10 protein-coding genes are annotated in these 12836 nt (G+C 66.2%); 2 read left to right on the top strand and 8 right to left on the bottom strand.

What is annotated here, in order from left to right; genetic code table 11:
- Nucleotides 1-20: 20 nt before the first annotated feature.
- Both FFS15_RS08925 and FFS15_RS08920 read right to left on the bottom strand, forming a co-directional pair.
- Nucleotides 21-332, bottom strand: a complete 312-nt coding sequence (locus FFS15_RS08925) for a thioredoxin family protein (RefSeq protein ID WP_137844670.1) — start codon at nt 330-332, stop codon at nt 21-23.
- Between the two features lie 62 nt (nt 333-394).
- On the bottom strand, nt 395-1378 hold the full coding sequence (locus FFS15_RS08920; RefSeq protein WP_137844669.1) for a bile acid:sodium symporter: 984 nt from the start codon (nt 1376-1378) through the stop codon (nt 395-397).
- A 59-nt stretch (nt 1379-1437) separates the two neighbouring features.
- On the opposite strand from FFS15_RS08920, the gene FFS15_RS08915 reads away from it, so the two are divergent.
- Both FFS15_RS08915 and FFS15_RS08910 read left to right on the top strand, forming a co-directional pair.
- Nucleotides 1438-1785, top strand: a complete 348-nt coding sequence (locus tag FFS15_RS08915; RefSeq protein ID WP_137844668.1) for a hypothetical protein — start codon at nt 1438-1440, stop codon at nt 1783-1785.
- A complete protein-coding gene (locus FFS15_RS08910) occupies nt 1782-2102 on the top strand; it encodes a hypothetical protein (protein WP_137844667.1) in 321 nt (106 codons plus the stop codon). The genes FFS15_RS08915 and FFS15_RS08910 overlap by 4 nt, the downstream gene beginning before the upstream one ends.
- On the opposite strand, the gene FFS15_RS08905 is transcribed toward FFS15_RS08910, so the two are convergent.
- The 6 genes from FFS15_RS08905 to FFS15_RS08880 form a co-directional block, all read right to left on the bottom strand.
- Entirely contained in the window at nt 2091-2516 is a 426-nt protein-coding gene (locus tag FFS15_RS08905) for a MerR family transcriptional regulator (RefSeq protein WP_171013137.1), read from the bottom strand. The two genes, FFS15_RS08910 and FFS15_RS08905, sit on opposite strands and share 12 nt — an antisense overlap.
- Before the next feature lie 695 nt (nt 2517-3211).
- Entirely contained in the window at nt 3212-4123 is a 912-nt protein-coding gene (locus FFS15_RS08900; RefSeq protein WP_137844665.1) for an ArsR family transcriptional regulator, read from the bottom strand.
- A gap of 340 nt (nt 4124-4463) precedes the next feature.
- Nucleotides 4464-9617: a hypothetical protein gene (locus FFS15_RS08895; RefSeq protein ID WP_137844664.1), complete on the bottom strand. Its 5154-nt coding sequence runs from the start codon at nt 9615-9617 to the stop codon at nt 4464-4466.
- Between the two features lie 107 nt (nt 9618-9724).
- Nucleotides 9725-11503, bottom strand: coding sequence for a DUF4209 domain-containing protein (locus FFS15_RS08890; RefSeq protein ID WP_137844663.1), 1779 nt, complete (start codon nt 11501-11503; stop codon nt 9725-9727).
- Between the two features lie 298 nt (nt 11504-11801).
- Nucleotides 11802-12377 carry a hypothetical protein gene (locus tag FFS15_RS08885; RefSeq protein ID WP_212743131.1) on the bottom strand — a complete coding sequence of 192 codons (576 nt, stop codon included), beginning with the start codon at nt 12375-12377 and terminating at the stop codon, nt 11802-11804.
- 7 nt (nt 12378-12384) lie between these two features.
- Entirely contained in the window at nt 12385-12813 is a 429-nt protein-coding gene (locus tag FFS15_RS08880; protein ID WP_137844662.1) for a single-stranded DNA-binding protein, read from the bottom strand.
- Between the last annotated feature and the right edge of the window lie 23 nt (nt 12814-12836).

Here is a 12836-nt window from a genome sequence, read left to right as displayed (position 1 = left end):
ACCCGCAGGACACAGCGAGGTCAGTGTCCATGGCTGGCCAGCGCATCAATAAGCTGTTCCGTCGTCGGCATCCCGGCCAGCCCGTTGGGAGTTGCGTAGACGCGGCACGCTAGGTCGGACGTTCGTTGGTTCGACGGGTAGAGGTCCTCGCCGTCGACAAGTATCGTCGGTGACCCCCCGAAGTTGACGCCTTGGGCATCCTCCGTGGTTCGTACGACCGTATACGTGACCTCGACGTCTCCGAGTCCCACGGTCGCCAACGCGTGCGCGAGGCGGATGCCCGCTTCGCGCCAACTGGGGCAGTCGTCGATGTGGAGAAGCTCGATCTTCATGCTTCCATCATCCTCCTCGCCTCGCGGACGCCCTCCGTGCGGCTGCGTCAGGCGGAACTTCCTCATCGGGTTGCGCGTTCTCGTGGCCGGTTTGGGGCGAGCTTCGGTACGAGCCGAACGAAGATGATCATGCCGACGAGTTCGATGAGGGTCTGTGTCACGACGGCGAGCGGCGCGATCGCGAGTTCGGCCGGCAGGGCGAGGGCGAGGGGAAGAACGACGAGCGAGTTGCGGGTGGCGCCGCTGAACATGACGGCGCGGGTTTCGGGCACGTCGAGCCGCGCCACGCGGCCGGCGGCGAGCCCGAGGAGAGGCATGATGACGAGGAATGCGACGTAGAGCGGAACGACGCGGAGCAGGGTGAGTGCTTGTTCGCCGACGGCTGCGATCTGTGATCCGATCACGACGGCGAGGGTGAGCATCATCAGCGGCACCATCGCGCCCGCCATCACCTGTTCGATGGTGCGGCCGGCGCGGTGGCGGCGGGCGACGGTTTGGACGAGGGTGGCCGCGATGAGGGGGATGACGATGATGATGACGAACGCTTCGACGAACGGTTCGATCTCGATGTGCGCGACGGTGTCGCCGTCGGCGAACAGCCACAGGTAGGCCGGGAGGAGGACGATCTGCAGCAGCATCAGCAGCGGGGTCGCCGCGAGCAGGCGGGCTTTCGCGCCTCCGGCGAGGCCGGTGAAGACGATCACGTAGTCCACGCACGGGGTCAGCAGAACAAGAATCACACCGATGAGCAGTCCGCGATCATCAGCCACGAATCGCGAGAGCCCCCAGACCACAAGCGGGACGAGGACGAAGTTCACCGCCAGCACGGTTCCGAGGAAGCGCAGGTCGCGGAAGGATCGACCCACCTCGATCAGCGGCACGCCGAGGAACGTCGCGAACAGCAGCACCGCGAGCACCGGGTTCGTCGCGGCGCTCAGCACGGGGGCTGCGGAGGGAGCTAGGACGCCGAACACGCCGCCGATGACGATCGCCGCTACGTAGAGCGCTACCTGGTGCCGGTCCCACGAGACCACGACCCGCTGCATCTCATCAGCCTAGAAGAGGGCTTGACCTTCAAGTCGCTCGAAGCCATAACGTCGGTGCCATGACCGAACCTGAATGGGCCCCCACGGCCTGCACCCTCCCTACCGTCGAGCGTCCCCTCCGCGAGCAGGAGTTCAACACCCTGTTCGCGAGGAGTCTCCGCCGGGTGCACCAGGTGAACCCCACCTGCGCCGACCTGATCCTCGACCCGGCGAGCGAGACCGATGCCCGCGACCTCGCCGCGCGTGAGACATCATGCTGCTCGTACTTCGGGTTTAAGTTCGAGTCCGCCTCCGACTCCCTCACGATGCGCATCACCGTGCCCGAGCAACACGCCACCGTGCTGGAGGCTCTCGTCGCCACCGCGACCCGCGATGCCGGGTTGAGTGCAACCGTGGGCGCCGCATGACCCGCCACACGAAGCCACGCACCTCAACCTTCGCCGTCGTTGGCGCAGGGGTACTGGCCTGCGCGGCATGCTGTGCCGGGCCGCTACTGGCGATCGCCGGCAGCGTCGGCGCGGCATCCCTTCTCGGTGCGTACTGGATACCCGGCCTCCTGGTCGTCGCCGTGCTCGCGGGAATCGTCGTGACGATCCTCCTGGTCCGTCGACACCGCGCGAAAGCGTGCCGCCTTCCGGCGACCCCCGGCGCTGTCGACATCCAGCCAGCACGGACTCGCGATGAGCAGGCCTCGCTCAGCGGCGCTGACGCGTCAGCACGGTAGCGCCCCCGACGGGTGAACTGCCTCGCCGCCGGTGATCGCGGTACACGCGCACGCATCCGAGCAGGCCCCGCCGACCGCTGGTCGGGACAGGCGATCCTGCGCCCGCTGCAACTCGTCCGCGAGCCGCATGAGCTCGGCGATCTGCGCTCGAGTATCAGCCAACCGCGCCGCCACGACCGCCCGCATGTCGCGCTGCACATGCTCGCACAAGTCAGATTCGCGCGCGGCGACCAGCTGACGAACATCTGCGAGACCGAGGTTCAACCGCTTCGCGCCCGCGATGAACGCCAACCGCTCCACCTCGTCCTCGCCGTAGATGCGATACCCGTTCGAACCACGCTCAGCAGGCTCGATCAATCCCGCCGACTCGTAGTACCGGATCGTGCTCGCCGGAAGCCCCGTCCGCTCAGCCACCTCAGAGATCCGCAATCCGCCCATGTGGCAACCGTAAACCTTGAAGCCGCTCGAAGCTCAACGAAGGAGCGCGACCACCACTGCGCAACGCGCGAACCGGATCCCTAATCGGGCACTGCCCGCAGACCGGACCGTCGCGTGCGAATTGATCCCTCAGCGGACATTCTCGGTTCCGAGTGCCCATCGGGTTCCACTTCACGCGCCCGCTGCTGGGTTCGAGTCGGCCGATCAGAGCTAGCCTCGCCGCAACGTGCTCAGGCCGAGCGTTCGGGCGCTCATAGCGCTTGTCCTGACGCTAGTCACGCTCGCCGTCCCCCAGACGTTGCCCGCGGGCACCGACGTTTGTGTTGTCGTCGCGACGATCATCGTTCGGCTCGCCCGCGCCTCGGTGGATGCGTACGCCATGTGGTCGTCGCTACGAAGGCGGCCTACACGAGCTCCGTATCGGCCCGCCAGCACGGATCGCGCGCGCGATCTGATCGGTGTGACTCACGGCGACCATCGGATCTGGCTAACGCCCCTACCTTGTAAGCATTAGGCGACCGAACAGGTCGAAAAGCTCGTCCGCTCCGGTTGCTACGCCGATGCCTCCGAGGAGAATCCCGGCGAGGGCGAAGACGCTCAGGAGTCGCAGTGTCGGGCCCCATCCTGACTGGACCGCGGTGCCCACTGTGGCCCACATGCCTGGGCGTGTCTCATTCTTGCGTTTCGGGCTTTTCATCGCTCCTCACCTCCTTCTTCTTCTTCTTCTTCGGTCTCTTGGGCGCGGAACCCTTCCGGCGCTGCTGGGCCTCGCTCTGTAGCTTCTGGCGGTACTTCATGGAGAACGGGTCGTTGAGTACGTGCAACGACGTTTGGCGGCGACCCTCCGCGGCGTCGTGGTCGGTGACGTATCGCGTGCGACTGTCGAGCAGCCCTTCCTTGCGCAGTTCGGTGAGTCCTTCCTCCGCGGTCGTCCGGGAGATCCCGTAGTACTTCTGCGCGCGGTCCACCGCGAGCTCACCCCATGGGCGTCCGTTGGATTCCTTAAGGAGGATGAGGAGCACCGCCAGTGCGGGCCAGCTCAGTGTGGCGTGCAGTTCTCGTGTCCAGAACTCATGGGGGAGGACGAAGTACAGGTTTTCAGATGACCCTTCGGGGCGCGTGTACGGCTCACCGTCTCCCGTTTCGCGCAGGGGAGTCACCTTGCGCAGACGGTAGTCGGGCGTGCGCGTGACGAGCCTGCAACTCTCCAGCACGCTCCACGCATGCGACAGCGACTGCGGGGTCCATGTCAGCGCGCCCGGCTTGGTTGACGACAGAAAGCGAATCCATGTGTCAGCGGGGAGCGATTCGCCGCTCCGGCTCAGCCAGGTCCAGTTCGTGAGTACAGCGAGATACAGCACTGCAGCTCGGTGATTGCGCGCGAATGCCGGGAGCATCGCGGGGCGGCTCCCCGAACGCGTAGTGGACGGCGGCTCCTGAACGAACGCGTGACGGATCTTCGTGTATCCGCTCCGGCTGCGATGGAGGTACTCTGCGCGAGTAGAAGCTGCGTCAGAGGGTGCGGCATCGTCGGGAAACAAGTCCGTTTCCGTCACGGGGTTCTTCGATTTCGGCTGAGGCATGCTCACAATGTAGCCCCCCTCCTCGACCGAACACCGCTGTGGAATGGCTGCCAGTTCGCTCTACGCGGCACAAACTGAGACGCTGCGACGGTTATGAGACAGCGATGAGATAGAGCTACCGGATTGCTTGGCCCGATTCGCCCTTCCGGGCCTGCCGGCGTTCGCCAGCATCCGGGTTCGCAAACGTTGTCGCAACGAAGCCGCTCACATGCAACCGGCGCTCATGCGCGGGCGCCTCAGGGCCGAGATGAGACCCGCAGTGGTGCTGACTGCCGAAGATAAATCCATACAGGGCGGCCATTAGAGTGCCGAACCAGCTCGGCCGCCAGAACTGAGCCCCTCAGTGCGCGGCAGTCCCGCGAGGTTGCCTCATCAGAATGGCTGCCGCCGCGCGCGCGGAACGTTCGGCTCCCGTGAACGGGTCGTGGACCACCACACCAGAGTTGGTGACGGTCAGCATCTCGCGAGCCATCGCCGTCGTGCTCTCATCGAGTAGTCCGGCCCGGTCGAGCACCGTCGCGAGCAGATAGCACCGCTGTGTATCGATCGCCGGGCTGGGGATTTGCCCGCCGTCGGTCGCCCACCCCCAGATTGAGGTGCTTGTATCTGCGGAGGCAGGGTCCTGGATCGCGGCTCGAAGCGCTGCTACCGCGTCCAGGTCATAGCGCAGACGACGCAGCAGCGGGCCGGTCAACACGGGGAACAGCTCGGCGGCGTCCCGGAGCATGATCTGGTGGTGTGCTCGTTCGACTATCACAGGCAGAGCACCGGCCGGTGAGGATCGGATAGAGATGGCGAGTGAGTCAATCCATTCGCGACGCTCGCGCGGACCTTCCTGGCGAAACCATGCCTCCAGCTCGGCGAACATGGTGGTGCTGCGTTCGTCGGTCGGGAACAGCTCGCAGAACACCGCCCGCAGCCTCGGGTTGGTGTCGAAGCCGGACTGCTGGGCCAGCGCGACCCGCAGTGTGTCCGCGGGTATCTGCCACGACTCCGGATCGACAAGAAGGTCGTAGACCTCGTCCGTCTGTCGTAGACCCGAGGATGAGCTCCTGCTCGTGAGGCAGGCGGTGAAGAGCTCGAGATCGCGGCGTCCGCGACGATGCGACCAGAGCAGATATTCCGGGGTGACGCGGAACTGCTGGTTCGCGTCTGCCTCCGCACGGATGAGGTCACTGACAGCGGGGTGTGGCGAGGTGCTGCTGCTCAGTTCGCCGAGCACGTTGATTCGGGCGTTCTCGCTGACGTTCCTGGCGTTGGATGCGGACAGCAAGGCGAACAGGTCGTCGCCGAAGTGGCCGGCCACTTCGTCCCAGTTGGTGTTGAGCAGGTCAACCAGTTCCCGGTCGACGCCTCCGAACAGGTGTCGCAGGTGCACGCCCGGCCGAGTGGGCTCCCCGATCGTCTCCACAAGCCCGTCGTGAAGCTCAAGGTCGCCGAGCAGAAGCATCCCGACCCACCCGTTCTGGCGGCGGTCTTCCAAGTCCGGACCGTACCCGCAGAGTTCGCGCTGGACCTCGGTGCGCAACCAGCCGATGGCTTCCTCCGCCTGTGCGTGGTCGGCATTCGGTGAGATCCGGTACCGCCCGACCCGTTGGATCAGTCCGGTTAGCGCGGTGCGCTGCACCCACGCGTCCGGGTCGTCACGCCAGTCGCCGAGAAGGTCACGTAGCACGGTGGGAGTCAGATCGGATCGGGTCAGTGCATCTACGAGAGACTCTCGCAACTGGGGTGGCAGGTAGGCGAGCTGATCGAGAACGGCGTCCATCATCATGTTGGCGGTGGCGTCACCACGGGCGCCGTATGCTCGCACGATGGCCGGTGGTGCCGGGTCGGCTACTCCGCTGCTGACGTGGCGGGGGCGTTGCAGCGCCTGCAACGCGAACGCGATCACTGCTTCGTGCGCGGGCCATGCGGCGATGATCGCGTCGACGTGCCAGGTGAGATGTCCCGTCCCGACGGCGGTGCAGCACCGCGCGAGCTCGTCTGGATCGTATTGCTTCACAATCGCGGCGTATTCAGGATTCTCCAGGGTGCTCGCGAATTGCGCCCACGCATTAGCGACCGCCATTGCAATCACGACCCGTGGCTCGCCGTCGCCCTCGTCGGCCGAGGATCGTAGCAGCTCGACGAGGACCCGGAAGCCTTCCGTAGCGCCGAGCGCCTCCAGTGCGAGCGGCGCAAGCGGCGCGGCCGACTCGAGAGTACCGTGCAGGCGCTTGTCAAAGATCGCGTGCACCTCGGGACGCGCACCGAACCGGCCCAGCAGCGCTTCACCCGCTCGGACGGGCCGCCACGAATCCAAAGCCGGCACGAGCAGGTCGAGCGCCTCGTCGTCGGGCAGTGAATCGGCGAGGGCGATCACCCCGCCGTTGAACGGAGGCTTCGGTACTTCCTCCCGGATCGTTGCGATCGCGCTGCGCGCGAAAGCAGGGTCTGCGCGCCACGACTCAGGAATGAGCCCAAGGTTATGCAATACGAGCCCGTGACGATCAGGGTGCTCCAGCTCGTCGGCTACCCAATTCTTGATCGCGTCCTCCGCGCTGAACGTGGTGCACGCGAGCAGCCAAGCCATCGATCTGTCGCCCCCATTGATGCCGTTGCCGGACAGGGTTTCCAGGACGAAATGTGCGACTTGTGGCTGCTCTGACACCGCATGTTGCACGAACGGGATGGCAAGGTCTGTCCAATGCTCCCGCGGCCGCATTCCTTCATGCCTCAGGAATCCGCCGAACCATTGCTTCTCGGCAGCGGAGACGTGGTCGAACTGCCCGCCGGCGGCTTCACGCAGCAGGTGCAACGCGCACACCCGCAGCTCCGGCGTGATTTGTGCTCTCGCCCACTCCAGGAGGGCGGGCAGCTGCGGCCAGTCCGGCCACCCTGTTCCCAGGCACAGTAGTGCGAACGCCTGGTCGATGGCGTTCGCACCGTCACGGACGCGCCCTTCCACGCGGGCGGCGATAGTCGCGTCGCCGGCGTACCGGATGGCGATGGCGTGCGCGGCATTCAGCTGCACCGTCTCGTCCTCGTGCCGGAGCCCCCACAGGAGAACAGACAGGACCCCCATCTCGGCGACCGCGCCGTCGCGAAGCATCCACAATGGTGAGGTTGGCTCAGGGTGCGAAGCGTTGAGCCATCGTTTGAACTCTCTCAGCAGCACGGGCCGCAGCGAGGCGTGTTTCGTCATCGACACCAGCGACGCGATGAGGGTGGTCCGATGGGCGGTGTCGACGTGCTCGTTGACGCGGTCGATGATCTCCGTCACCCACTGCGACTGCGTCTGGGTGGTGATTGCTATGTCGGCGGCGATGGCCTCGGCGATCAGTTCGTACTGGTCGATCGGGTTCACGTCGGGGTGTTCGGTGAGCCGGGTAAGCAGGGAGGCGTTGACGTGCGCGTTGACCTGCGTGGCGAGACTCGCGAGGAGAACATCGCGCCAGGTGGGATCGCCGGCTCGGCTGGTGAGCACGCGCTCCTGTTCCTCGGGCGCGAGGGTGGCCAGGTGTTCACCGGCAAGCTGATCGAGCAGCACCCGATGCAAGAAGCCGACCATGCCGGCGCCCTGTGGGACGAGTAGCCCGTATTCGTCTTCCGCTTGCGAGAGCACTGCGGCCGCGACACGCGCCGCGTCGGCGGCCGGGTATGCCAGACCGTCGTCGCGGCGAAGCTCGTCGCGGAACCGTCGTTCCATTTCCTGCCGGGGCCTGATCGCCGAGCCGCCGTCGATCCGGGCCCGGTAGGCGACGCCCTGGAGCACCGTAAGCATGTCGGCGGTGGAGAACTCGGACCCCGCGGCAGAGGAGGCGCGGCGCCGCATTTGTGGGTGCTTGTCCACGAGAAGTTGGACGAGCGCGGAGAACAGGCGGAAACGTTGCGGGGGCAGCGATTCACCGCGCCACGACTTCGTCAGCAGTCCGAGGAACAACGGGGTTCCTAGAAGCGGACCCAACGCGGGGATCTCGTTCAGTTCGGTCAGGAACGACTCCGCGTGCGGGTTGGGTGGTCCGTCGACGCCGATCGTGTCCGAGTCGGAGAGCACCTGGGCGACGAGGTCGATCTGCTGAGCGCGGGTCAGTGGTGCCAGGATCGCCTTCGCCCACGGTTCGACCCAGTTCAGCCGGTCCATCGCGTATGGGCGTGCCGTGAGGATCGCGCCGATGCGCCGTTGTGTCACGAACGACTCGATCAGCCCGAGCGCATACTCGGCGGACGCGGGATCACTCCATTCGTCGATGCCGTCGACGAGCAGTATCGCCCGTTCGTCGTCGACGGCCGGTTGCATGAGATCCCACGCCGCAGAGCCGCCCTGTTGGGTGACCCAGGCGTGAAGGGCGGAGACGACCGAGTTCGTCGTGGAGCCGTCGAGGTGACGGCACAGAAACCCGAACGGCAGCCACAGGGGCAGGTCACCACCGTGCGCCCGCTGCAGCGCCGCGGACTGCGGCTCGGGGGCGAGGATGTCTGAGGCGGTGAACATCAAGAAACTGGACTTTCCTGACCCGGGCGCGCCGATGAGCAGCCGCAGACGCGCGGACTCCGTCCACTCGTCGACGGGCGTGCGCGTCCGATCGGCTTCGGCCGGTCGGATCGGGTCCCGGCGTGGTGGTCGACGTCGGCGGCGCATCATCCGAGGAGTCCCGACGTACTCCTCGAGGGGCTGGCTCGACACCGGCGACTTCGACTGCGCCGACTGCTCCGACTGCTCCGGCTCCTCTGTCCTTCCTAGTGCGGGGGTGTCCTCGGGTACCGTGTGCGTGTCGAGGATGAGATACGACAGACCCTGGCTGTGGGTGTCGGTGACCGTCGAGGAGGCGCCTTGCGCCCGGAAGGCGGCGTGGTAGAGACCTCCCAGCGCGGACCGGGCAGCGTGTGCCTGTTCGGGCGTGATCCTTCGCGCGGTCAGCTCCGCGGCGCGCTCTTCTCCGCAGAACGCGCTCACCCACGCCCGGCCGAAGAAGTCATCCACAAGTCGCGGGTGATCGCGGAGCATCTCGGAGATCTCCTCCGCTCCCCATGGTTCGAACCGGATGTCCTTTTCGGCGAGGGTGTCGTAGGCGGCGCGGACGGCGGCATCCAGGTTGGTGTCGCGCAGTGATGAGCTCGTGGCGTAGTAGAACCGGGAGCACCTGGTCGCCCACTCTCCGCCGAGGAAATCGTCGACGGCGGAGCTTATCGAGCCGGGCGTGAGGCTCTTCACGCGACGCGATTGCAGGGCGACGAAGCTTCTGTCCGCCGGGGGTGTTGTGGCCAGTGATGGTGTCGTTCGCGCGTACACGTCGATGCCCGCCTGCGCTTGCCCTGGCAGCCCATAAAGGGTGGCGTGTTCGATGTGCGCCTCGGTCTCCAGCAACCGGGTGAACAGCCGCTCTGCGTTCTCTGGAGTCAACTCGCCCACGGGAAGCAGCACGGGCTTCGTCTGCACCGGCGGGTTGGACCACGGACCGTCCGGCACGCACCACAGCGTCGCCAGTAGGTCGGGTTGCATCTTGGTCACGCTGCCATTGTGTCGTTCGCGACGGACACCGTGGCTGCTGGCACGCGGCCTGCCGCCACGTGCTGCGACCGATCGAGTCGCCGCCAAAGCAGCGACGCGCCGGACGCCTACTTCTCGTCGCTGTCCGACTCGTCGAGGTCCGGCCCGTCGGATGCGGGCTGCGCCGCTGAGGTCATCCGGTTCCAGAACGGCACCATCACTAGCCGCAACGTCGACCACCAGGCGTAGACGGCGACGATGGACCGGCGGATGGAGTCGTCGACGAGCCCGTGCGCGATGTTGTGTCGCAGGTTGGAACCGAACCGGCCCGCGTAGAGGCTCTGCAGTTCATACAGGATGTGCCCGCCGAACACGTCGCCCGCCTCGGGCTTATCGAGGAGGGCGGGAAGACTGATCTCGTCTTCCGTGCCGTCGCCGTCCAGGTGAGTCGTCGGCACCCCGGCCGCGTTGAGGTGGTGTCGCATGAGTGCTTCGATGCGGGGTGTCAGCACGTGTACGGAAACCCCGAAGTCGTAGTTCCAGCCCGCCCAGAGACCGGATGCGAACAAGTTCTCGTGGCCGGGCGGGACGACCGCGGAGGCGTGCGTGATCTGGAGGAACATCTCCCGCGAGAGGGTGTGTTCGGCACGCAGGGCCCGCAGGGCGGGAAGGATCAGCCCGATCGTGACGATGTGGCGGTGGAGTTGGGCGTCGTGGCCCATCTGCCGGTCCACGGCGTCGTCGGCGTCAGACTTGTCCGCCACTCGGCCGTCTCCGGTCAGGCTCGTCTCCGGGATGATCGCGGTGATCGTGCCCTCCAGGATCTTCTCCGCCGCGGTCCGGTCCTCAGGCTCGGATGCCCAGGGCACAAGCCTGGTGAACCGGAGCAGACCTTCGAGCACGGAATGACCGCTCACTGCGGTGCGGGCTTGCTCGGACATCCCCTGGACGGTGAAGGAAGGCGAATCGATCGCGACCATCTCTTCGATTGCGGCTTCGTTCAGATCGCGCATTCGCGTGCGCAGCTGACCGATTCGCGTCGCAACATCCAGACGATCACGGTGCTTACGCGGGATCGAGCGGAGTACCTGAATCGCGCTCTCAAGAAACGATGCCGCGACGAAGGCGCTCGCCTGCGGCCCTTGGAGCCGTGAGTCTGCCTCCGCGACCCAGAGCTGCGCGACTTGCGAGGTCAAGTCGTGCCGGTCGCCCTCGTCCTCGGTCCAGGGCAGGAGCTCGCCGATCAGGTTGCGTTCGAGGCCATACTCCTTGGCCACAGCGGCGGCCGCTCTCGCGGCGGCCAGGACCGCGACCACCGGGTCGCGGTCGTCCGGCTCGGCGCCGACCGTCCTGAGTAGCTCGCACAGGGACAACAGTTCACCTGGGTCGACGGCGTCGGCGTCGATGGCATCGCGAATGTATGTGTGGATCCGGGTTTGCCGCTCGCCGGCATCGGAACCCTTGAAGCGGAGCGCGAGGCTGATCGCACGGTGCAGGAGCTCTTCGGACTCGTACCAGTCCGCGCGCGCGGCGATCTCGAGGTACGCATCGATCGCGGCGTGCACCTGCTCGATGCGTTCCCTGCCGGTGACCAGCTCCCAGAGGACGTCCGCCACCCGGGCGCGAAGGGCGGGGTTGCTGGTGCGAACCGCCCGCAGGATTGCGACGTCCTCGTCCGTCAGCAGGTTCGGGGTGAACGAGGTGGAACCGTCGCGGAACTCGATCAGGGGCGCGAAGCGGGCGCCGTCGCCACCGTCGCGCACCAGCATCATGGAGCTCAGACCCGCGAGCAGCGCAAGTTCCCTGTCGTCGACACCGGCCGCGGAGCGGAACTTGCTGAACAAGTCGTCATAGTCGATGACGTCTCCCGCCAGCGCGTCGATTCCGGACGGGGATTCGTCTGCCATGCCTCCAAGATACGGCGATCACCTGGCCTCGCGGCCGGCAGAGACGACTTGCAGACAGGCGGTGACGCTCAGGGACGATGTCGGTCCGGGTGGTTAGTAGGTATCGGCGAACATCTCTCCCACGTGGCGTGCGCACAGGGTCGATCAGAGGGCGAACCCGATGATGAGTTGGACCAGGCGCGCGATGTTTACAAAGCCTCGGTCAGCGATTCCAACTTCGATTGCATGACCAGCACGCCGACATGCGCGGTGATCCTCGGTCGAACGGGCAGCGCTCGCAAACCTCACCTGAGCGGGTTCATGGGTGTACATTCGAGTCGCCGGCTGCCGCCATGAACGCGTCCTCGACGGCCCGCCTGCGCGCGACGTCTTCGACGACGAACCTGCGGAAGTCAGCTGAACGATCCTCGATGGGGATCTCGTCGACCGACGGCGCCGGCTCCTCCCCGGGCCAAGCCGTCTGCCGTGTAGCTCTGTCGCGGTCGAGGCGCGAGCCGCAAGCGGCGACCCAGTCGTGCAGGCGTTCGCGGGCCTCGGCGAAGTCCTGATGCCAGCCGAGGGGAGCGGAGCCATGCTGCTCCTCGTCGTAGGCACAGAGCCAGTGCAGGTGTAGGGCGGAGAGCTCCCAGACCAGTTCGGAGTGTCGGTGCCACAGCGGCGGGATGATCGACGGTCCGAGACCGTAGGTGCGTCGTAGCCAGTTCACCCATCTGTCGAGCTCGACCCACTCGAATGCCGCTCGATCCGAGGTGAGCACGTTCCAGTTCACGGGGTGGGGCACGCTCGGCAGCCCATCGGACTCACCTTCGGGGGCGTCCGGCGCCGGGGGCTCGAACTCGTAGCCGGGGAAGTGCAGGGGCTCGTCGGCAGTCATCGCTCGCTCAGAGGGCCACGGGCCTGGCGGCGGGCTTTGCCGTCGATGGGGCGGATGCCGCGACCGGCGGAAGCGCGTTCCGCCGGCGTTGCAGGGTGTAGTTCGTGCGCGCGGAGTCGTGGCCGAGGCGCTTCGCGACGAACTCCTCGGTCTCGACCTTCTCCCCGTCGCGTTCCCGCGTCGACGTGTGCGTGTATCCTTCGGCGATGAAGACGTCGCCCTTGTTGAACATCGCGTAGGCCCGCTCCGCGTTGCGCCGGAACATCACGAGGTCGTGGTAGGTAGTCTCGGTCTGGCTGAAGGTTCCGTCTTCGTTGCGTTCGAAGTGCTCCTGCCCGATGCGCACCCAGAAGCGTGCCTCGCCTTTCGCGTTGAATGCGAGCTGAGGCTGCGACGCGATGAACCCGGAGAGAGATTGCTGGGTGTGGATAGTCATCGAATGCTCCTACCAAAGGGCCG

Origin of the sequence: Microbacterium sp. 2FI, assembly GCF_005502885.1 — a bacterium.
Classification (GTDB): Bacteria; Actinomycetota; Actinomycetes; order Actinomycetales; family Microbacteriaceae; genus Microbacterium.
This window is presented reverse-complemented; position numbering and strand designations above follow the sequence as displayed.

Coding starts and splice junctions, on each gene's coding strand:
- FFS15_RS08925 (WP_137844670.1), bottom strand. CDS start 332: ATGAAGATCGAGCTTCTCCACATCGACGACTGCCCCAGTTGGCGCGAA.
- FFS15_RS08920 (WP_137844669.1), bottom strand. CDS start 1,378: ATGCAGCGGGTCGTGGTCTCGTGGGACCGGCACCAGGTAGCGCTCTAC.
- FFS15_RS08915 (WP_137844668.1), top strand. CDS start 1,438: ATGACCGAACCTGAATGGGCCCCCACGGCCTGCACCCTCCCTACCGTC.
- FFS15_RS08910 (WP_137844667.1), top strand. CDS start 1,782: ATGACCCGCCACACGAAGCCACGCACCTCAACCTTCGCCGTCGTTGGC.
- FFS15_RS08900 (WP_137844665.1), bottom strand. CDS start 4,123: ATGCCTCAGCCGAAATCGAAGAACCCCGTGACGGAAACGGACTTGTTT.
- FFS15_RS08890 (WP_137844663.1), bottom strand. CDS start 11,503: ATGGCAGACGAATCCCCGTCCGGAATCGACGCGCTGGCGGGAGACGTC.
- FFS15_RS08885 (WP_212743131.1), bottom strand. CDS start 12,377: ATGACTGCCGACGAGCCCCTGCACTTCCCCGGCTACGAGTTCGAGCCC.
- FFS15_RS08880 (WP_137844662.1), bottom strand. CDS start 12,813: ATGACTATCCACACCCAGCAATCTCTCTCCGGGTTCATCGCGTCGCAG.